The organism is Adonisia turfae CCMR0081 (assembly GCF_011009555.1).
GTDB classification, from domain to species: domain Bacteria; phylum Cyanobacteriota; class Cyanobacteriia; order Phormidesmidales; family Phormidesmidaceae; genus Leptothoe; species Leptothoe turfae.
Genome location: NZ_QXHD01000004.1, coordinates 2322600 through 2343232 on the forward strand (window position 1 = coordinate 2322600; position 20633 = coordinate 2343232).

The 20633-nt window shown below is 48.6% G+C and carries 21 protein-coding genes and 1 pseudogene; 16 read left to right on the plus strand and 6 right to left on the minus strand.

Annotated features, from left to right (window positions below; translation table 11 throughout):
- Positions 1–3 precede the first annotated feature (3 nt).
- Positions 4–2601 carry a BRCT domain-containing protein gene (locus tag DXZ20_RS14370; RefSeq protein ID WP_163698840.1) on the minus strand — a complete coding sequence of 866 codons (2598 nt, stop codon included), beginning with the start codon at positions 2599–2601 and terminating at the stop codon, positions 4–6.
- Between the two features lie 253 nt (positions 2602–2854).
- On the opposite strand from DXZ20_RS14370, the gene DXZ20_RS14375 reads away from it, so the two are divergent.
- Positions 2855–3553: a succinate dehydrogenase cytochrome b subunit gene (locus tag DXZ20_RS14375; protein ID WP_163669828.1), complete on the plus strand. Its 699-nt coding sequence runs from the start codon at positions 2855–2857 to the stop codon at positions 3551–3553.
- A gap of 195 nt (positions 3554–3748) precedes the next feature.
- The gene (locus DXZ20_RS14380) at positions 3749–5656 is read left to right on the plus strand and encodes a fumarate reductase/succinate dehydrogenase flavoprotein subunit (RefSeq protein ID WP_163698842.1); all 1908 of its coding nucleotides are present in this window, start codon (positions 3749–3751) and stop codon (positions 5654–5656) included.
- Between the two features lie 38 nt (positions 5657–5694).
- Here DXZ20_RS14380 and DXZ20_RS14385 read toward each other — a convergent pair whose 3' ends face one another.
- Positions 5695–6363, minus strand: a complete 669-nt coding sequence (locus DXZ20_RS14385; RefSeq protein ID WP_163698845.1) for a CIA30 family protein — start codon at positions 6361–6363, stop codon at positions 5695–5697.
- 127 nt (positions 6364–6490) lie between these two features.
- On the opposite strand from DXZ20_RS14385, the gene DXZ20_RS14390 reads away from it, so the two are divergent.
- A complete protein-coding gene (locus DXZ20_RS14390; protein WP_163698847.1) occupies positions 6491–6844 on the plus strand; it encodes a hypothetical protein in 354 nt (117 codons plus the stop codon).
- 72 nt (positions 6845–6916) lie between these two features.
- On the opposite strand, the gene DXZ20_RS14395 is transcribed toward DXZ20_RS14390, so the two are convergent.
- Positions 6917–7693: an SDR family oxidoreductase gene (locus tag DXZ20_RS14395; RefSeq protein ID WP_163698849.1), complete on the minus strand. Its 777-nt coding sequence runs from the start codon at positions 7691–7693 to the stop codon at positions 6917–6919.
- A 56-nt stretch (positions 7694–7749) separates the two neighbouring features.
- Between DXZ20_RS14395 and DXZ20_RS14400 the strand changes: the two are divergent.
- Both DXZ20_RS14400 and DXZ20_RS14405 read left to right on the plus strand, forming a co-directional pair.
- Positions 7750–8016 (plus strand): annotated as a pseudogene (locus DXZ20_RS14400) (GNAT family N-acetyltransferase); the annotation flags it as partial.
- Between the two features lie 148 nt (positions 8017–8164).
- Positions 8165–8974 (plus strand): glycine-rich domain-containing protein, encoded by an 810-nt coding sequence (locus DXZ20_RS14405; RefSeq protein WP_163698851.1) that lies wholly within the window; start codon positions 8165–8167, stop codon positions 8972–8974.
- A gap of 25 nt (positions 8975–8999) precedes the next feature.
- On the opposite strand, the gene DXZ20_RS14410 is transcribed toward DXZ20_RS14405, so the two are convergent.
- Together DXZ20_RS14410 and DXZ20_RS38225 are read right to left on the minus strand one after the other, a co-directional pair.
- The gene (locus DXZ20_RS14410) at positions 9000–9386 is read right to left on the minus strand and encodes a DUF3465 domain-containing protein (RefSeq protein WP_163698853.1); all 387 of its coding nucleotides are present in this window, start codon (positions 9384–9386) and stop codon (positions 9000–9002) included.
- A 121-nt stretch (positions 9387–9507) separates the two neighbouring features.
- The gene (locus tag DXZ20_RS38225; RefSeq protein WP_284681675.1) at positions 9508–9633 is read right to left on the minus strand and encodes a hypothetical protein; all 126 of its coding nucleotides are present in this window, start codon (positions 9631–9633) and stop codon (positions 9508–9510) included.
- Here DXZ20_RS38225 and DXZ20_RS14415 point away from each other — a divergent pair.
- Entirely contained in the window at positions 9632–9961 is a 330-nt protein-coding gene (locus DXZ20_RS14415; protein ID WP_163669841.1) for a YkvA family protein, read from the plus strand. The two genes, DXZ20_RS38225 and DXZ20_RS14415, sit on opposite strands and share 2 nt — an antisense overlap.
- A 71-nt stretch (positions 9962–10032) precedes the next feature.
- The gene (locus DXZ20_RS14420; protein ID WP_163698855.1) at positions 10033–10467 is read left to right on the plus strand and encodes a hypothetical protein; all 435 of its coding nucleotides are present in this window, start codon (positions 10033–10035) and stop codon (positions 10465–10467) included.
- Between the two features lie 132 nt (positions 10468–10599).
- Here the strand turns inward: DXZ20_RS14420 and mnmG are convergent, their stop codons facing one another.
- The gene (gene mnmG / locus DXZ20_RS14425; RefSeq protein ID WP_163698857.1) at positions 10600–12510 is read right to left on the minus strand and encodes a tRNA uridine-5-carboxymethylaminomethyl(34) synthesis enzyme MnmG; all 1911 of its coding nucleotides are present in this window, start codon (positions 12508–12510) and stop codon (positions 10600–10602) included.
- 317 nt (positions 12511–12827) lie between these two features.
- On the opposite strand from mnmG, the gene DXZ20_RS14430 reads away from it, so the two are divergent.
- The 9 genes from DXZ20_RS14430 to rpsN all read left to right on the plus strand — a co-directional run bounded on the left by DXZ20_RS14430 (position 12828) and on the right by rpsN (position 20614).
- Positions 12828–13637 carry an HAD family hydrolase gene (locus DXZ20_RS14430; protein WP_163698859.1) on the plus strand — a complete coding sequence of 270 codons (810 nt, stop codon included), beginning with the start codon at positions 12828–12830 and terminating at the stop codon, positions 13635–13637.
- Between the two features lie 15 nt (positions 13638–13652).
- Positions 13653–14897 carry a DNA double-strand break repair nuclease NurA gene (locus DXZ20_RS14435; RefSeq protein WP_163698860.1) on the plus strand — a complete coding sequence of 415 codons (1245 nt, stop codon included), beginning with the start codon at positions 13653–13655 and terminating at the stop codon, positions 14895–14897.
- 244 nt (positions 14898–15141) lie between these two features.
- Complete coding sequence (locus tag DXZ20_RS14440) at positions 15142–16098, plus strand: WD40 repeat domain-containing protein (protein ID WP_163669850.1); 957 nt, start codon at positions 15142–15144, stop codon at positions 16096–16098.
- Between the two features lie 76 nt (positions 16099–16174).
- Positions 16175–16414: a NifU family protein gene (locus tag DXZ20_RS14445; protein ID WP_006518566.1), complete on the plus strand. Its 240-nt coding sequence runs from the start codon at positions 16175–16177 to the stop codon at positions 16412–16414.
- Between the two features lie 85 nt (positions 16415–16499).
- A complete protein-coding gene (serS, locus tag DXZ20_RS14450) occupies positions 16500–17786 on the plus strand; it encodes a serine--tRNA ligase (protein WP_163698862.1) in 1287 nt (428 codons plus the stop codon).
- A gap of 191 nt (positions 17787–17977) precedes the next feature.
- Complete coding sequence (gene rseP, locus DXZ20_RS14455) at positions 17978–19072, plus strand: RIP metalloprotease RseP (protein ID WP_163669862.1); 1095 nt, start codon at positions 17978–17980, stop codon at positions 19070–19072.
- Between the two features lie 180 nt (positions 19073–19252).
- The gene (gene nth, locus DXZ20_RS14460; protein ID WP_163698864.1) at positions 19253–19972 is read left to right on the plus strand and encodes an endonuclease III; all 720 of its coding nucleotides are present in this window, start codon (positions 19253–19255) and stop codon (positions 19970–19972) included.
- A gap of 121 nt (positions 19973–20093) precedes the next feature.
- Positions 20094–20219 carry a hypothetical protein gene (locus DXZ20_RS38230; protein WP_284681676.1) on the plus strand — a complete coding sequence of 42 codons (126 nt, stop codon included), beginning with the start codon at positions 20094–20096 and terminating at the stop codon, positions 20217–20219.
- Positions 20220–20311: 92 nt separating this feature from the next.
- Positions 20312–20614: a 30S ribosomal protein S14 gene (gene rpsN, locus DXZ20_RS14465; RefSeq protein ID WP_163698867.1), complete on the plus strand. Its 303-nt coding sequence runs from the start codon at positions 20312–20314 to the stop codon at positions 20612–20614.
- The last annotated feature ends 19 nt before the right edge of the window (positions 20615–20633 follow it).

Sequence of the window (20633 nt, forward strand, 5' to 3'; positions counted from 1 at the left end):
ACACTACTGCTCAGCAGTATCAAACAGGGCTAGCAGCTGGGCTTCATTGAGTTGCGGGGTATTATACTTTTCAGCTTTTTTGAGTTTACTGCCAGGGTTTTTGCCAACAATAATGTAATCAGTTTTTCCACTGGGCATTTTATTAAGCCGTCCGCCCGCATCAGTAATTAGCTTGGTCACTTGCTCATAGGTAAGAGCCTTGAGTGTGCCTGTAATTACAAAGCTTTTGCCCGTTATCCCCTTGGCTGTTGTAGTGTCCTGAGATGGTTCTGTGGTGAGGCTGGCAGCTTGTGCCGATGGCTGTTCATTAGACTGCGTGGGAGTTGGGGCTGTTGCTGCCGAAACGGGAGGTGGAGAAGACGGGGGGACCGCAACGGCAGACGATGGTGCGGGAGTGGTTTGTTGTTTTTTGAGAGACGCAATTACAGTTTGGCTAATCTCTAGGGCTTCTTTCATAGCCACTTGCTCTTTAGCAGTTACTTTCAGCTGATCTGCCTGGGTTGTCATGGTTTGCTGAGCGGCTTGTAATTGTTGAGTCAGTTGAGCATTCATTGCTGTCAACTCCTCCACCTGGCGACTTAATTGGGGCGTCTTCTGAGCTGTCTGTTGTGCCAGTTGCTGATGAGCTTGGGTTAGTTCTTCTAGCTGATTGCGTAGAGCTGTTTCACGATCATGGGAAAGCTGGGCATCTACTAGAGACTTCTGTGCCTGGGCTAATTCTGCTTCTAATACTGCAATCTGAGCCTGAGTTTGAGCTAATTGGGTCTGGCTGGTTGCCACGTCACGTTTTAACTGGTCACGTTCTTGCCCCAAGCTGGCTACCTTAGTTTGTTCACGCTGGGCGATCTGTTCTTGCTGCTGGATAGCCGTAGCCTGCTGTTCTCGTACCTGCTCTAGTTGCTGAGTCAGCTGAGCAATCGTTGTCTCAGTCTGAGCAGACTCTGTTTGAGCAGCGGCTCTAACTTGCTCTAGTTGTTGGGTGAGTTGATCGATGGTCGATTGAGCCTGGGTTGCTTCCATCTGAGACGTTGCCTGGGCTTGCTCTATCCGTTCTAACTGCTGGGTGAGGCGGTCGATGGTCGATTGAGCCTGGGTCGTTTCTGTGTGTGATGTTTCGCGCGCTTGCTCCAGTTGCTGGGTGAGTTCAGCAATGGTTGCTTGAGCTGCTTCGATTTGCGCCTGGGATGTTTCGCGTGTTTGTTCTAGTTGCTGCGTGAGCTGATTGATCGCTGTCTGAACTTGCTCATCTTCAGTTTGCACAGCCGCAAGGGACTGCTCTAGCTGTCGTTTATTTTGTTCTAGAGTTGTAACGGTGTGGGCTAGCTGACTGTTTTCAGTCTCTAAATTCTTAAGCTGTTGGTGCTGGGTTGATGTCTGAGCCTGGAATTGAGCTAGCTGTGAGGTTACCTGCTCTAGCTGTTGCGTCAGTTTAGTAATGGTTGTCTGAGCCTGAGTAACTTCTGTTTGAGATGTTGCTCTGGTGTGTTCTAGCTGTTCTAACTGCTGGGTGAGTTGGGTAATCGTTTCTTGGGACTGAGTTGTCTCTGCCTGAGCCGTTGCTTGGGTTTGTTTTAACTGCTGCGTGAGCTGGGTTATGGTTGTTTGAGCTTGGGTCGTTTCTGTCTGAGCGGTCTCGCTTGCCGCTTCTGCCTGTTGCAGTTGCTGGGTGAGCTGATGAATGGTTGCTGCCGCTTGTTGTTGCTCTGTCTGGGCAGTTGTTTGGGCTTGTTCTAACTGCTGAGTCAGCTGAGTGATGGTTGCTTGGGCATGAGTCGCTTCTGCTTGGGCTTGGGCTTGGGCTTGTTCTAATTGCTGCGTGAGCTGGGTAACGGTTGCTTGGGCTTGGGTGGCTTCTGTCTGGGCGTTAGCCAGGATTTGCTCTAGCTGCTGCTTATTTTGTTCTAAGGTCTTAACGGTTTGCTCTAGCTGACGTTTTTCAGTCTCTAAATCCTTCAGCTGCTGCTGCTGAGTTGAGGTTTGGGTCTGTAGTTGCCCCAGTTGGGTTTCAAAATCAGCTTGGCGAGTCTGAGTCTCTTGGCGTAGCTGGCGTAACTGCTGCTCTGATTGTTCTAGGCCATGCAGACGTTGCTGGGTGGCTTTTAATGAGCGTTCTAAGTTGCTGGCGCGATCGCATTCCGTTTTATAAGTTTGCTCCAGCGTCTGTTTCTCTGAAGTCAAACCCGCTACTTGACCTTCTAGCTGAGTCGTTGTGCTTTCTAGCTGAGTCGCTTTGCCTTCTAATTGAGCTGTTTTGCCTTCTAGCTGAGCCACTTTAGCTTCAGCGGCAGTGGCCATTTTAGAGATGCGATCGCGTTCTGCCTTCAGCTCACTCACCTGTTGCTCCAGGCCCATAACCGCATCCTTAGCCAGGGCCAGGGCCTCATTCAAGGTTTTATTTTGTGTCTGAGCCTGATTTACCTGTTGAGTTAACTTGGTTTTTGTCCCCTCCAACTTAGACAGCTCGGTCGCTTGCTGGGCCTTCTGTTTGCCCAGGCGACTCGCCATCACCGCACCCACCAATGCCGCTGTGCCTACAGCAGTACCCACCAGTTCTGAAACCAGGGTGTAGTCCATCAGTTCTGAAACCAGGGTGTAGTCCATGGCCTGCATTTCCCAACTCAATTAACATATCAACTCAACAGACTTTCTATAGTAAACAGCTATGGCAGCGACTATGGCTCTTGGCAGAAATATTTTAGGCATTCGTCAGGGAATGGGTCGTTCGCTGGCCTAGGCAGGGGAAGGTGCAGTGGGCAGTGGGCCATGGCCACTTGCCTTCTATACTTTTCCTGCGATTCTTCCAAAGGCTTTTCGTAAACCAGACACAATAGAACTAATCGCAGCATTAGCAACTATGACTTCTACGTCCTCGGCTGGGTCAAACCGCCTGCTTACCCTTTACAAGTCATCCATTGGCAAAAAGCTCATCACTGGCCTTAGTGGTTTAGCCTTGGTCACCTTTGTCATCATTCATATGACGGGCAATTTCGTGTTGCTAGTTAGCGCCGATGGCTATAACCGTTATGGTCACCTGATCGAGCAATTGGGGCCATTGACATGGCTGATTGAGCTGGGGTTGTTAGGGTTTGTGCTGATTCACGTTGTGATGGGCATACAGATTTTTTGGGGGCGGTTGCGGGCACGACCTCAGGGATATGCCATCTATACATCTGCCGGAACGCCTAGTTACCAATCTATGAGTTCTCGCTCCATGATCATTACCGGGCTGGTTCTGGGCAGTTTTTTAGTCTGGCATCTGCTCACCTTTAAGTTTGGTGTGCGCTACACCGTACCAGGCTCAGATATCCGCGACTTATCGCGGCTGGTTATCGAAAAATTTCAGCAGCCTTTCTACTTGATTAGCTACATCGGCGTCATGGTAATGCTTGCCAGCCACCTACGCCACGGCATCTGGAGTGCGTTTCAATCCTTAGGTGCCTTAAATGCCACCCTACGCCCCATCATGTATGGGACAAGTTTTATATTAGCCATCGGCATCGCGTTGGGCTTTATTGTCTTACCCTTAGCCATATATTTGGGGCTCATCACCTAAAAAAATGTTGAATTTTGAGGTATGAATTTGGAATTATCAGCTCCACAAATTCCTGACCGCAACAGATTCTCAAAGCTTCAATTTTTTTGTGTTCTTAAACATTAAAGGCCAGCAACTCAAAACCAATAACCAAGACCCAATAACCAAGAAGACCCAACTCCCCTTTGCCTCAACCGACTCCTTATCGTTACACTTATGCCTTTAAATCCTCGCATTCCTCACGGTTCCTTAAAAGACAAGTGGAACAACTTTAAAGACCACTGCCAGCTGGTCAATCCCAACAACAAACGTAAGCATACGATTATTATTGTCGGCACGGGTTTGGCAGGAGCATCCGCAGCGGCGACACTAGCTGAACTGGGTTACCACGTAAAAAGTTTCTGTATTCAAGATTCTCCTCGACGATCCCACAGTATTGCGGCCCAAGGTGGGATTAACGCCACTAAAAACTACCCCAATGATGGTGATAGTGTTTGGCGGTTGTTTTACGACACCATCAAGGGGGGAGACTATCGTTCCCGAGAGGCGAATGTGTATCGTCTTGCCCAGATTAGTAATCACATTATTGATCACTGTGTTGCCCAGGGCGTACCCTTTGCCCGAGAGTATGGTGGGTTATTAGCCAATCGGTCCTTTGGGGGGGCTCAAGTATCACGCACATTCTATGCCCGTGGGCAAACGGGTCAACAGCTCTTGCTAGGGGCCTACAGTGCCATGATGAAAATGGCCCACCAGATTGAAATTTTCACCCGGCGTGAACTGTTGGATTTGGTTGTTATTGACGGCCATGCCAGGGGAATTATTACCCGCAATTTAATTACTGGTGAATTAGAGCGGCACCAGGGTGATGCGGTACTCTTGTGTACCGGCGGCTATGGTAATGTGTTTTACCTATCTACCAATGGTCGCAACTCTAATGTGACAGCAGCATGGCGCTGTTATAAGCGTGGGGCTTATTTTGCCAACCCTTGCTATACCCAGATTCATCCCACCTGTATTCCGGTATCAGGAGACTATCAGTCAAAACTCACCCTGATGAGTGAGAGTTTGCGGAACGATGGCCGTGTTTGGGTGCCGATAAAACCAGGGGATAATCGTTCGCCCAATGAGATTCCTGAAGATGAGAGAGATTATTACCTGGAGAAACGCTACCCTAGCTTTGGCAATTTAGTGCCTCGGGATGTGGCCTCACGCAATGCTAAGCATATGACCGATGACGGTCGTGGTGTGGGTGCCACGGGGCTGTCAGTGTATCTAGATTTTCGGGATGCCATTGCGCGGCATGGTGAGGATGCGATCGCAAACCGCTATGGCAATCTTTTCCAGATGTATCAACGCATCACCGACGAGAACCCCTACCAACAGCCCATGCGCATTTACCCAGCGGTGCACTATACCATGGGCGGTCTGTGGGTGGACTATCATCTGATGAGTACGGTACCTGGTTTATTTGTTTTGGGCGAAGCCAACTTTTCAGACCATGGAGCCAATCGTCTTGGGGCCAGTGCCCTGATGCAAGGATTGGCCGATGGCTACTTTGTAATTCCGTACACCCTGGGGGATTATCTGGCTCGTACCCCTTTACCAGCAGTAGAGACTACCGATGATGCCTTTGCTGAAGCTGAGGCCTCGGTGCAAACAAAAATCCAAAAGCTCCTCAGTATCCAGGGTGATAAAACTGTGATGCAGTTCCATCGAGAACTGGGACAGCTGGTGTGGGACCATGTGGGCATGAGTCGCGATCGCAATAGTCTCAAAGCTGTAATTAGCCAAATCCAATCCCTACGGGCAGAATTCTGGCAAAATCTCCGGGTTCCTGGCAAAGCTAACACCCTCAACAAAAATCTAGAATATGCTGGTCGTCTAGCTGATTTTCTGGAACTGGGTGAACTTATGGCCCGTGATGCCCTCAATCGAGAAGAGTCCTGTGGCTGTCATTTCCGTGAAGAATATCAAACCAGTGATGGTGAAGCCAAACGAAATGATCAAGACTATGCTTATGTAGCAGCTTGGGCCTACAGTGGTGACGAACAACCCCCTGAACTACATAAAGAGACACTGGCTTTTGATAACGTTGAACTGACGCAACGCAGTTATAAATAGGCTCGTTTAATTCTGGTTTCCCATCAGCGACAACTCTGCTAGTAAACCTTGATCGACTCTACCAATAGCTGAAACGGCCCTGCTTCAAAGTGGGGATTGAGCTGTCGATCATATTCAAATTTGCTCAACATCATTTGCAGCGAATAGATGATGCCTCTATTAATTGGGGGCCGTTGTACTACCCTTGCCCGTTGTACTGCCTTCATGTCAGCAAACGGGATGCGCACAGTTACCCAGCCCCCATTAGCTGTATCAAAAGAATAGGCATAGGCCACGGTGTCCCAGCCCGCACCATCACGCAAAAAGAATTTATAGCGTTGCCCATCGCCCTTGACCCGTAGTTCAATGCCACTGTAGTTACTAAGATCTAGCGGTGGTTCAAAGTTGCGCGTGCGCACCGAGGCAAACCCCCCGGAGTTAGCGGTCGAAACATATCCGGTAAACGCTAAACCCTCAGGTTGTAGCTGGGTTCCACTCTGGCTGACGCCCCCCATGACCACATCGTCAAGAGCGCCCCATAGTTCACGCATTTGCTCTGTAGGCTGACGAAAGTCAAACACTACATTGGCTTGAAGTTGGGGCGGCGGCGGTGGTGGTGAACCAAAGAACATGTTTTGTAGTGAGCTAATGATGGGGATGGCCTCAAAGTAGTTGAGGGTGTCAAAAAAGCGCCCAAAATCCCACGATTGCCGGGTTTGCTCTGGCATGGCCTCAACCTCAGTTGACAGATACTTTTATTGTATATGTAGCTTCATGGGATTTGAGAGGGCAGATTCAGTGAACCGAGACCTGCTATACCTAGCTTAGGCATTGCTGATTCTCCTGAAAAAAGTCATGACTCATCAAAAAATTCCTTTTTCCCTAATACGCATCCCGCTGATACTCAGTGGATTGCTATATCTGGGTTTAGGTGTTGCTTTCTGCGTATTATCAAGGTTTGAAGCTGTCCTCAATGCAGCTGAATTACCTGCTGTATTTTTCTATGGCTTTGGATTATTTTCAATCTTGCTAGGCATTGCGGCCACTCTCTTTGCCTGTATTGTCCATAAACCGAACAAGGCAATTTACATCGTTGCCCTCGTCCTTACTGTTCTCTATATTCCATCGGCATACATTTTCTTTGGGATACCGATGCTTATATTCCTAATACGGAAAGATGTTCGAGATTACTATGGGATAAATATATAGGCGCGTTGGAAGTATGCAGAAATCAGCTTAAAGACATGGGTAATTGGCTTTGTATTTGCAACTTAAGTTCACCTATAAACCAGCTTGGGTTTGAGCAAATAGAGCCTTAAAGTCATTGTTGACTGGTGTTTGATTCGGTGACTCTGGTTTCGAAACTACATCAAAGGCCTTATTGCGGGCAGTGGTCTGTAGCAAGGCTTGAACCACGACCGCCGCAACATCAGCCCGAGGAATCGACGTTGTGATGCCTTCTGGTGGATTTTTTAGCAAGACATCATTTTTGCTGACAACGAGTTCTCGCTTGCCACCTGGCTGGTCCAGTAACCCACCGGCTCGAATAATTGTGTAGTCAATACCCGAGTCAATCAAATGTTGCTCGGCTTTACGCTTCCAGATCAAGATATTGCCATTACCGATCGTGTTGAGAAAATGATTCTCATCTGTTCCTCCCATGGAGCCAACTAGAACAATCTGTTGTATACCTGCCCTTTTGGCTGCCTCAATCTGATTGGTCTGACCCTGATAGTCAATTTGTTCAGGCATTTCTCCAGGGGCAAATGTAAACTCTGGACGTTGTCCAGGCTGAGGTGGGGCCTTCATCTGCGGTACTGCACTGGTGAGAATAACCAGGGAATCACAACCTTCCAAGGCTGGTACTAGATCATTTGGCTGAAGAATATTGCCAAAGAAGAAATTATCGGTTGAGTCAAAGAGGGCTTTAGCTTTTTGAGGAGAACGGGCAAAACCTCTGACACAAAACGATTCAGGTAATGTTTGTAGTTTTTTGACAACTAAGGAGCCGGTTTGCCCAGTTGCACCTGTGACTAGAACGTTAAGGGGATGGGACATGAAAGATAGATACCATGGGGCTGTGCAGTATTTAGTATAGGGATTTTTGAGAAGAGTTTTCAGGTCTACTTCATTCATTACAAAGTTCACCGAGTCTAATTTTTGGCACACGGCCTCAACTCTGGGGACGGGGATATGCAAAGGAAGCTACACTTTCTGTACTTCGCTACACATTTGATGTGCTTGGATTGAGAAAAGTAGAGGCAGATGTTGATGAACCTAACAAAGCTTCTATTCGAGTGCTTGAAGCGGTGGGGCTGTCCCAAACTCGGAGAGCAATCGTTAATGAGCGTCCATTGCTTTACTATGAAATTCAAACTTGAAGAAGAGAAACAGAAGAGAAACAAATGAATAACTGCTAGCGACCTGATAATCGTGCTGCCGTTTGCAAGGGGGAAAAGATATGGGGGTATCCCACGAGTATTCAAGCCAGTGCTAAGCTCAAGGTAGAGTTTCTCTGGGTTGAGTCCAATGGCAGACACTGAAGAGTTGGCTGGTGAAAGTGCCCAATCAATGAATGCTAAGCAGATAGAACTATATGAGCGCATTCAGGCGTTTTCATTAGATAAGCCAGATGCCCAGCTACCGTTTAGTAAACGGCTAGCCAGAGATAATGGCTGGACCCTGCAGTATGCCCAGCGAGCCATTGAAGAATATAAGAAATTTGCCTTTTTAGCATTAGCAGCAGGGCACCCAGTCACCCCTTCAGACCAGGTGGACCAAGTATGGCACCTACATTTGTCCTATACACACTCCTATTGGGAAGAATTCTGCTCTGGGGTTTTGCAAAAAACACTACACCACGATCCCACCCTGGGGGGAGACGATGAAAGCCAAAAGTTCAATAATTGGTATCGTCAAACTCTAGAGAGCTATGAACAACTTTTTGACGAACCACCACCAGTAGATTTTTGGCCAGCACCCGAAGAACGTTTTGGCCGTGACTTACATTTTTTACGAGTTAACACCCAACAGAATTGGATACTGCCAAAATTACAAGTTCAAAAGGCAGTAATCGCCAGTGTAGCAACGCTTTTAGCCTTGATATTCAGTAGTTATTATCTAAGCAGTGCTGAAGGCAATATTAATCCACTGGCGGTAGTTTTACTCACTGCTATGATTGTTGCTTCAGGGTTTGGCGCAACACGAATGATTATGGGACTCGTGGATTTTATCAAAGCCCCCTCTCGCCCTCGACTTAAAGGAGATTGGAGCAACTACAGTGTTGGTAGCGGCTGTGGTGGTTGTAGCGGCTGTGGCGGCGGCTGTGGTGGTGGTTAACTAAAATATCGCTTGGAAGACCCGATTACTCGTATCGCACCCCATTGTGTTCTAGCCATCCATCTGCATGCCAATCTTTGGGATCATCATGGGTCCAGTGCAGCACACCTCCCCGCTCATTCCATTCATATTCACCCCGAAATCGCACCTCATCACCGACGCGTAACGCATCGATACGAGAAGCGACATCCCTATCAATATTGTGACTGACCAGCAGCGATTGCCCTGAGGCTAGTCGCAAAATAAACTTTTGATGACGAGAGCCTTCCAAATCATCTGGCAGTAGCTTTTCGACACGTCCTACCCCTTCTACAATCAGGTCAGACTCACCATTGCGATAAGCTTCCATCAAAGCATCATCACCTTTAACATCAGTCCGTCGAAAGTCGTCTCTTGCAGCAGCATCAGCCATAGGTACAGACAAAGGAAACAATAAAGACACTTTTACCACTGGCACAAGCAGTATTAAAACAGACAAAGTGGTTACTATTAAAAACGTTGAAAACGCTTTTATAGCCTTGTTTATAGCTATCTCAGTGGGAAACCGTATACGGTAGTGTCGGTGTAATTTTACCCCATCCCATGGGGGCATTCACCACCTGCACCCATTCTCTCCTTTTGCGATGATGAATTTGTCGAACAAGAGAGATACGGCCCATGAAGACATCTGCACAGCAACCTATTATTGAAGGGATTCGCAACTGGTACCGCAACGCCATTCGTAACTCTAAATATCGTTGGCTTGTGGTTTTTGGTAGTCTTCTATATCTTGTCAGTCCCTTGGATATCTTGCCTGATGTTTTGCCGATTATTGGCTGGCTCGACGATGGCATTATCGCTACTCTTCTAGTTACTGAAGTGTCTCAACTCTTGTTCGAACAGGTAAACGCCTCTAAGAAAAAGAATCATCAAGAGGCTAATTATTCTCCTGATACCACTAGCACAACCGAGCAGGTGGTTGATGTAGAGGTGGTATCCGTTAGCTAGCTCAGTCTTTGAGTAAGTTTGTCGCGCTCATCACGTTTCATTATTCACTTTATTCAATAAGGCACAGAATCATGACCAATACCAACACCCAAGTAATCAACGAAAACTTCCAGTCCATCAAAGCAGAAGGCGGACGTCGTACTCAAAAGATTGGCGATATTCTTAAGTCCGCTTTCTCGGAGGCTATCAGTGAAGTAAAAGAAGGTGCCAGCACCGTTCACCCCCTTGCTAAAGATCTAGCCGATAACGCCGTTCAAGTAGTCAAAGAAAAAGGACAGGAAGCCTATGTAAATGCAAAACAGGCGGCACAGGAAACGGCTACTGATGAGAAAGACATTGTGACTCAGTTCAAGCTAAAACTACAGGCTATCGTGGAAGCGATTAAGGCCACACTATTAGGTAAGGTAAAGACGGCAGATGATGAGACTGCCGCTGAGACGGTCAAATTAATTGAACAGGAGACTGAGGTGCAAACCGTAGTTACGGTGGGTTCTACAGCTGCTTAATCTTGTCAGGTTTCTCTCCTTTTCCTAGAGTTTTGTTAGGTACGTAAACTAGACGCTAGTTTCCCTTAGGACTAGCGTTTTTTTTGTTTACTGTAGGGGCACCGTAGGCAATGCCCCTACAGGGATGAGCCTTTATGTTTTGGCTAATGCTTCTTTTTTGCGTTCCTTGATTTCTAAATGTACTAGGAGTGCATTGATATCTGCAGGATTAACACCACCGATCCGAGTGGCCTGACCTACGGTTAAGGGTTTAAAAGATGTTAGCTTCTCGCGAGCTTCCATCGATAACGTGTCAATGCTCATGTAGTTAATATCTTTTGGTAGCTTGCGGTTCTGTTGTTTGGCTACTTGCTCAATCTGACTTTGCTGACGCTGAATGTAGCCTGAATACTTAATATCGATTTCAGCACCTTCTTTTTCGGCCCGTGTTAGGTCTGAATTACCTAAATCGTATTGCTCCAGATGGGTGTAATGGAACCGGGGGCGACGGAGGAGATCGGCAAGTGCGATCGCATCCTTGATTTTCTGCCCCGTATCCGCCGCAATCTGCTTACCCACAGGTTCATGAGCCTTCACCCGTGTACTGTGCAGTCGCTTTTTTTCAGCCGCAATATTCTCCTGTTTGCGCCGATATAGTTCCCACCGTCGGTCATCCACCAAACCAATGTCACGCCCCAGAGGCGTTAACCGCTGATCCGCATTGTCTGAACGTAGGATCAACCGATATTCCGACCGTGATGTGAGCATCCGGTAGGGCTCTCGCAAATCCTTAGTACACAGGTCATCAATGAGCGTACCGATATAACTACCCTCACGGGGAAAGATAATCATCTCGTCACCACGGCCATAGCGAACAGAGTTAACACCAGCAACAAACCCTTGGGCCGCAGCTTCTTCATAGCCTGTTGTACCGTTGATTTGTCCCGCACAGAACAATCCCTCAATTTTTTTTGTCATCAGTGTGGGAAAACACTGGGTGGCAGGTAAATAGTCATACTCCACCGCATAGGCCGGACGTAGCATGGTGCAGTTTTCCAAACCAGGTAGGCTGCGTAACATCGCCCGTTGAATACTTTCGGGCAACCCCGTAGAAAATCCCTGCACATAAATCTCAGGAATTGTACGACCTTCTGGCTCTAAAAAGATTTGGTGACTTTCTTTATCAGCAAAGCGAACAATCTTATCTTCAATGCTTGGACAATAGCGAGGTCCCTTAGAATCTACCCAGCCACCATAGATAGGAGACATGTGGAGATTCTCTTGGATGATGCGATGCGTTTCTGCTGTCGTACGAGTTAGGTGACAATCCATCGGTTCACGCTCAACCCACACATCTGGGTCAAAGCTAAACCAGCGTACATCCGTGTCGCTTGGCTGCTTCTCTAAAACATCAAAATTGATCGTGCGTCGGTCAACACGGGCTGGGGTCCCTGTCTTGAGGCGACCTGTTTCAAACCCTAACTGGTTTAGAGTGTCAGTTAGACCAACAGCTGCAAACTCCCCCGCTCGACCCGCCGCCATTGATTTGTTGCCCACCCAGATAACACCCCCTAAGAAAGTACCTGTGGTGAGAATCACCGCTTTACAGCGAAAGGCAACACCAAAGTAGGTTTGAACACCAATCACCTCATCGTTGTCACCCAGTACTAAATCTGTTGCCATCCCCTCACGTAGTACCAGATTCTCCTGGTTTTCTACGATGGTTTTCATGGTGGCGGCATATTCGCGCTTGTCGGTCTGTGCCCGCAGAGCCCACACTGCCGGACCACGGGAATTATTCAATACCCGCTTTTGTAGATAGGTGCGGTCGGCCATTTTGCCAATTTCTCCACCCAGGGCATCCACCTCATGGGTTAGCTGTGACTTTGCTGGCCCACCGATTGCTGGGTTACAAGGCTGCCAGGCAATTCTGTCCAGGTTGAGGGTAAGCAGCAGCGTCCGAGCCCCTAACCGTGCTGAAGCCAGCGCGGCTTCACAGCCCGCATGGCCTGCACCGATCACGACTACATCAAATTCATCTAAAAACTCTACTGAGCTGCTCATAGGCCTATCCATCCAGCGTTTCCCGTTGCTGATTTTTGCAAGATACCGATCTGGATTGAGTGCAATCCAGCAAAACTTGTCAGCTTCAACCCGATCGGGGGATCAGCAGCGTCAAGCGTTATTTATTCTAAACCCTCAATCCTGCTACAGTTAGGTTTCAGGATTGAGTTGATTAGAGTTAATCAATTGACAATTTTTACTAACCCCCTTTGGTATAGATTAATGTGGGGTTTGGAATCGGGTGCTTCTACGCCCTCGGGCCTTGAGTTTTTATTTACTCAAGGCCTCTGTTTATTGCCCCCACAGGAAACTCAACCATGCAACCAGATGTTCTGGCATTTGATTTCGATGGAGTAATTTGCGACGGGTTGATCGAATATTTTCAGACGGCGTGGCGGGCTTATTGCAAACTGTTTAAACCAGACAGCTTAGAGCCCCCTAAAGGACTAGCTAAGCAGTTTTATCCGCTGCGTCCCGTGATTGAGACCGGCTGGGAAATGCCCATGCTGTTACGCGCTTTAGTCTCAGGTAAAACAGCTGAGGAAATTATTCCAGGCTGGCCAACCCTGGCGCTGCCGTTTTTAGAAGAAACCCAGCTTACCCAGGCTGAAGCTGCCAAAATTTTGGATGGTGAACGTGACCACTGGATTGCCACCGACTTAGACAACTGGCTAGCCCAGCATCGGTTCTATCCCAATATGTTAACCGTACTACAAGCCTCTCTGGAAAAACGCCCCACCTATATTGTCAGCACCAAAGAAGGCCGTTTTATCCAGCAGCTACTTAAACAAAGCGGTGTGGCCATGCCCGCTGAGAATATTCTGGGTAAAGAGGTTAAACGACCCAAATATGAAACGCTGCGATTGCTGACAGCAAGCCATATGGCTCAGACGGAAACTGATCAGGAAGTTCAAGGATATCATCCTGCTCCCCCTAGTATCTGGTTTATCGAAGACCGGATCAAGGCTCTCCAGTCTGTCAAGAAACAACCTGACCTAGACCACGTTGAACTGTTTCTAGCCGACTGGGGCTATAACTTAGGGCCTGAACGTCAAGCGGCTCAGGAAGACGATCGAATTCATCTGCTATCGTTAGATTCGATAGTACAAAGGTTCGATATCGTTTAGGCGGCTGGCAGCACCATGCTGGATCTATCAAAAATTGCACAGCAGATGCAGGGGATCAGTAATCACCTGGCCAAGGAGGCTGAGGCAGCGAAGACAAGGATTGCGATCGCAACCCAACTTCTCCACCAGGCCCAATTACAGCAACCCCATTTAATCCAGCAACTCCAAACCCATGGTCCGCAAATTGGTTTTGCCGCCGCCGCACCGGTTGAACCACTAGATACCCGAGTCAACATCAAACCTGCCCCCGAAGCCCACACTGTCCTTGCCACCGACGGTTCACAGATCAACCCCAGCCACCACGAAATTGCCTATTGCTATTTGCTTAACATCGGTCGTATTGTGCTGCACTACGGCCAAAGTCGCTTCCCAATGCTCGATAGCCAGCCAGAGGTGATTTATCGTCCCGAGGACCTTTACACATCGCGCCAGTGGGGCATTCGCACAGAAGAGTGGATGGGCTATCGCCGGACGGTATCAGAATCCGTGGTATTGGCAGAGTTAGGTCTGGATGTGCATGGAGGGCAAGGAGAGCCGAGGCAGCCGGAGACGCAAGCAACCTTAGAAGCCAGGCAATCCTCACCCCATGCATCCATCCCCACCCTGGCCATGACCGATGGGTCATTAATTTATTGGTTTCTCGATCAACTGCCCGCACCCGCCAGGGATCAAATTCTTGAGCCCATCCTGGTGGCCTGGGATACCCTCCGTGCAGCCCAGGTCCCCCTGGTGGGATATCTCAGCGCCTCACGGAGCAGCGAAGCCCTTAACTTTCTACGCCTGCAGAGCTGTCCCTATGGGCAACCAGATTGTCAAAAGCACTGCGAAGGGCAAACCGACGGTGCCCCCTGTCAGGTATTTTCACCACTGCGAGACGTCACCTTGTGGGCCACGCTGCTAGAACCGGGACAGCGCGGCCCCTTATTCAAAAGCTCGGCAGATATTCTGCAACTTTATGGTGACCATCAAGTGTATTTTTGCCATGTCCATGTAGGCGCTGAAATTGCCCGTGTCGAGTTTCCTGAATGGGTGGTTAATGACAATCAGCTATTTGAGAGCGCCCTGAGTCTGACCCTCACCCAAGTGCAGAAAGGCTTTGGCTACCCAGTTTCCCTGGCAGAAGCCCATAACCAGGCGGTGGTACGGGGGGGCGATCGCAACCGATTTTTTGCCCTACTTGAGCAGCAAATGATTCGCGCTGGTTTGCAAAATGTTGGCACCTCCTATAAAGAAGCTCGCAAACGCGGCAGCATTGCCTGATCGACATCAGGGTGCGACTGCGCTCATCCCTGAAGATTTGGGTTCAGCTGCGCCCAGCCATTGGACGTCTCTGTATCATCCGGAAAAAATTGCATGACAGCATTAAAATTTCCGCTCAAGCTATCGGGAATTCTCCCTAGAGGAATCGTTATTAATAGTACGTTGTTGCAAACGGACACTCCCAAAGTCTTTGGTCTGTCAAACAACCCATAACAAATGTGATAATAACTACTCAGTACCTCTGATGCATGTAGTCACTAGAGCTGCGGCTGTGAACTCGTCTCCCCAACCCCCGAGTCGCCATCTCTGGCAATGTACTCAAACGATTAACGCCCACAATAGCTGGATTCGTTCCATTGCCATTGATAGCCAAGCAAGATACATCGTCAGCGGTAGCGGTGACCGCTCCGTAAAACTGTGGCATTTCAACAGTGGGCAGCTACATCAAACCCTGCAAGGTCATCAGGGATGGGTTAGAGCCTTAGCCATTAGTCCGGATGATTCATTGATTGCCAGCGGTGGCAATGAAAACAAGGTGTGTTTGTGGCAACTGGAGCAGGGCCAACAATTAGCCATCCTCAAAGGCCACACCGATAGCATCCGCACCGTGACGTTTAGTCCTGATGGTCAGTGGATATATACGGGTAGCCAGGATAAAACGGTGCGGCGCTGGTCAGCTGTCGATGGCACGTTACAAGGCATCCTAATTACCCATCAGCACTGGATTCGTACCCTGGTGCTGAGCCCCGATGGTTGCACCCTGGTCACCAGCACTCAAGATCGGGAGATTAATATCTGCGATGCCAAAACTGGTCGCATTCTTCATCGTTTACAACGGCATACAGATGACATCGTATCCCTTGCCATCAGTCCCGATGGTGAGTTACTAGTGAGCGGCGGAGCTGACAATAAAGTCATGTTTTGGCGACTGGGGGACGGTCGGTTTCTAGCCGAACTTGATGCCCACAGCCAAGGGGTGAATAGCGTTACGTTTAGTGGCGATGGCAAACTTTTGGCGACCGCCAGTCGCGATCGCACCATCCGCATTTGGAATATGACCACCCGCAAATTGCTCGATATCCTTGAAGGCCACGAAAGCGGCGTCTGGTCAGCCGTATTTGCCCCCGATGGCCGCACCCTGATCAGCGGAGACTGGGCCGGTCAACTTCGATGCTGGCAGTTATCTAATGTAGGGGATTGAAGAACTTAAGACCAAGCTTTTCTACTCAAAAGCTAGTATTAAAATAGCTGTTTCACTCTTTTTAAGAACCGACTCTATGGAAACCCTAGCGCTCACCAACGACAACGTAGAAAAAGTACTTGACGAGCTCCGCCCTTACCTCATGGCTGACGGCGGCAACGTTGAACTAGTTGACATCGATGGCCCTGTAGTTAAACTACGCCTCCAAGGTGCTTGTGGCTCTTGCCCTAGCTCTGCCATGACCCTACGCATGGGTATCGAGCGTCGCCTACGCGAATTTATCCCTGAAATTGCTGAGATCGAACAAGTAGCTTAGAGCATCAAAGTCCCTCTCCCCAAGGGAGAGGGATTTAGGGTGAGGGATGTTATCCTGATTTACTGGGAAAACTCGGTGAACCACAGTGCTTGATCTAAAGCTGATTCGACAAAATCCTGACCAAGTGGCAGCGGCCTTAGCCAAACGCAGCGGCGACTATGCAAACTCTCTATCTGAACTCCAGGCATTAGATAGTGAGCAGCGAGGCTTGGAGGGAGTGCGATCTCAACTCCAGGCTCGCAGTAATGAAATCGGCAAAGCCGTTGGTATGAAGATCAAGGGCGGTGCCGACCCTAAAGGTGACGAGGTCAAGGCATTACGCGGCGAAGGCAACCAGGTCAAAAAAGAGCTTGCCGAGCTAGAGCCTCAGGAAAAGGAACTCAAGGCCAAGATTCAAGATATTTTGCTAACCTTACCTAATTTGCCCAACGACACAACGCCAGAGGGTAAGGATGAAGAGGAGAATGTGGAAGTTCGTCGCTGGGGCGATGACCTGATTCCCCAGGGCGATGAGTTGCTTGCGCACTATGAGCTAGGTGAAAAGCTTGGCATCATGAACTTTGAGCGTTCAGTCAAAATTGCCCAGAGTCGATTTGTGACCTTGATCGGTGCTGGTGCAGCTCTAGAGCGAGCCTTGATTCAGTTTATGCTCAACCGCCATACCAAGTCAGGCTACACCGAAATTTTGCCCCCCATCTTGGTCAACTCGGCCTCATTGACTGGCTCAGGGCAACTACCTAAGTTTGCTGAAGACAGCTTTAAATGTGCAGATGATGATCTTTGGCTCACACCAACAGCTGAGGTTCCCCTCACAAATTTGCACCGCAGTGAAATTCTCACAGAAGATCAGCTGCCCATTAACTACTGTGCCTATACCCCATGCTTTCGTCGAGAAGCAGGCAGCTATGGTCGCGATACCCGTGGTTTAATCCGCCTCCACCAATTCAATAAGGTGGAAATGTTTAAGTTTGTGCACCCAGACACCTCGTTTGATGAACTCGAAGCCTTGACGAAGGATGCTGAAGACATTTTGCAACAGCTGAAGCTACCTTATCGAGTACTCGCCCTTTGTACCGGTGACATCGGCTTTTCGGCCACCAAAACCTACGACTTAGAAGTATGGCTACCCTCAGCCAATCGCTACCGAGAAATCTCCAGCTGCTCCAACTGCGTTGATTTCCAGGCTCGCCGTGCTGACATTCGCTTTAAAACCCCAGGGCAGAAAGGTACTCAGTTTGTCCACACACTCAATGGTTCAGGGCTAGCTATTGGCCGTACCATGGCCGCTATCCTTGAAAACTACCAACAGCCTAATGGAGGCGTGAAAGTGCCTGAGGTCCTTCAACCCTACATGGGTCGCGAGTTTCTTTGAAGCATTTAACCCACAGCTATTTAAAGGGAACGGTAGAATGGGAATCATAACAAACGTTTTTCGTTAATTGACTCGCTTGCTTGTCTTATTGACGTTGTCTGTCAATGCTTTTGTGGGTTTTCTGATGCCCAAGAGTAAACCTACGTTCTGAACCAATCAAGCGACTTTTACTGACCTACTTACTGTCTTCTATGTCCGTTCTGGCCGTTATTTCTGTCATTGCCCTATTAATTTTCGTCCATGAGCTGGGCCACTTCCTAGCTGCTCGACTACAGGGCATTCACGTTAACCGGTTTTCCATCGGTTTTGGCCCCATCCTGTGGAAGTTTCAAGGCTCTCGAACAGAATACGCGCTGCGGGCACTTCCCCTCGGTGGGTTTGTGGGTTTTCCCATGGATGAGGATTCGGACACCAGTTTTGCCCCTGACGATCCGAACCTGCTGCAAAATCGTCCGGTGATGGATCGGGCCATTGTGATGAGCGCAGGCGTGATTGCTAACCTTCTGTTTGCTTACCTTGTCTTTGTCATCCAGTTCACCAGCGTTGGCGTCCCTCAAGACTTTATACCTGAGCCAGGTGTCCTGATTCCTCAGGTCATGTCCAATACATCCCCAGCCGCCCAAGCTGGCATCAAAGCGGGAGATATTATCCTCTCCGTTGAGAATCAACCCCTTAACCAAGGCGAAGAAAACGTACAGGTGTTGATTGATGCTATCCAAACTAGCCCTAATAAACCCGTTGATTTGCTCATCCAGCGGGGGAAACAGGAACTCAATCTAACGGTGACCCCTGACATGTCCCCCGAAGGGACGCCCATTATCGGTGTTCAGCTATATCCCAACGGTAGATTTAGCTATGAGCGTTCTGCTAATCCAATTGAGGTGCTTACGTTCGCCGCTGATGAATTTCAAAATGTATTTGTCCGCACAGCCGAGGGCTTCTTTGAATTAGCAACCAACTTTTCTGAAACATCCGACCAGGTATCCAGCCCTGTACGTATTGTTGAACAGGGTAGCACCATGGCCGATGCCAATATTATCAGCCTGTTTCCTTTTACGGCCCTGATTAGCGTCAACCTAGCCATCATTAATATTCTGCCCTTACCCGCCCTAGACGGTGGTCAGCTGGCTTTTCTGCTGGTAGAAGCTCTACTGGGAAAACCGTTACCAAGACGAATTCAAGAGAGCGTCATGCAAACGGGCCTGCTGCTGTTTCTTTGCTTAGGCAGCATGTTGATTGTTCGGGATATATCCCGCCTAGAAATTTTTCAGAATGTTTTTCAGTAGGTAATCCTCAGCCCCCAGCTCCTTCTCCTCCATGAAAAGGGGTACAAAAGGAGCGCTGGTTTTGCTCAGGTGAAAGCATCTAAACGCCATCAAAACCCCTCTCCCTAGAGAGAGGGGTTTGGGGTGAGGACAAATCCTTCAAAGCCACCTTCTAAGACATTGTCAGCCTCCTAAATCACCGTGACCGCTGCCCAGACCAAACGCCCTCGCCTCACTAAAAAACGACGAGCCTTATTCATCCTCGAGCAGCTCAAAGAGCTTTATCCCGAAGCTCCTTGCTCCCTCGATTACGACAATCCACTACAGCTACTAATCGCTACGATGCTGTCGGCTCAGTGTACTGATGCACGGGTCAATATTGTCACACCCCATCTATTTGAGCGCTTTCCAACGGTCACAGACTACGCAGAAGCAGACGTCAGCGAGATTGAGTCGTACATTAAATCAACCGGCTTCTATCGTAATAAGGCCAAAAATATCCGCGCCGCCTGTGAAAAGATTATTACCAATTTTGGTGGTGACGTGCCCCAAGCAATGGAAGCCCTCACCAGTCTTCCGGGAGTAGCCCGCAAAACAGCCAATGTGGTCCTAGCTCATGCTTTTGGAATCAATGCTGGAGTCACCGTAGACACCCACGTAAAACGCATTACCAATCGTCTTGGCCTGACTAAACACGACACTCCCATCAAAATTGAGCAAGATCTGATGAAGCTTTTGCCTCAACCAGACTGGGAAAACTGGTCTATTCGGCTGGTGTACCATGGCCGTGCTGTTTGTGATGCTCGCAATCCAGCCTGTGAGCGATGTCAATTGATTGAATGGTGCACCTCTGGCCCTAAACTAATTAAGGCTAGAGCTGTGGCTGCAAGCACCAAGAACTCTAAAAAGAAGAAATCCTAGCCCGATAACGTCCATATATTTTTCCTGAATAGATGGGAAATTTAATGCATGAAGACAACGATATTCAGGGTATGTACCTGACAGCTCAACGAGTTCACCCCCCCAAACCCTTGTAAAACCTATGAATAGTTTAGGTTGGTTCATACTCGGACTTGTTGGTATTGGCATTCTTATTGGAGCCGCTGGCATTCTTAATTGGCTGATTAAATTTGATATTGAAGACGATTTCGATCAACGAGAACGTTAATTTATTAACGTTAGCTTTGCCAAAGCAGAGGTTCTCCTTTATTATGGGAAGCTGTGGTAAATATCGGTAACACCTAGGAAATTATCAGCCCAATGGCTAAAAAAGGCATGATTGCGCGCCAGCGTAAGCGCGAAAAGGCAGTTGCAAAGTATGCAGCTAAGCGTCAGGAGCTTTTGGATACATTTAGGTCCGCTGGCTCTCAAACAGAAAAGTTAGAAATTCATCGAAAAATTCAGCAGCTGCCTCGCGATAGTTCCCCTACGCGTTTGCATAACCGCTGCTGGTTGACGGGTCGTCCTCACGGCTATTATCGTGACTTCGGTCTTTGCCGCAATGCTCTTAGAGATATGGCTCACCAGGGCTTACTACCTGGCGTAGTGAAGTCTAGCTGGTAGTTTTTAGTTTTGCCCAGGC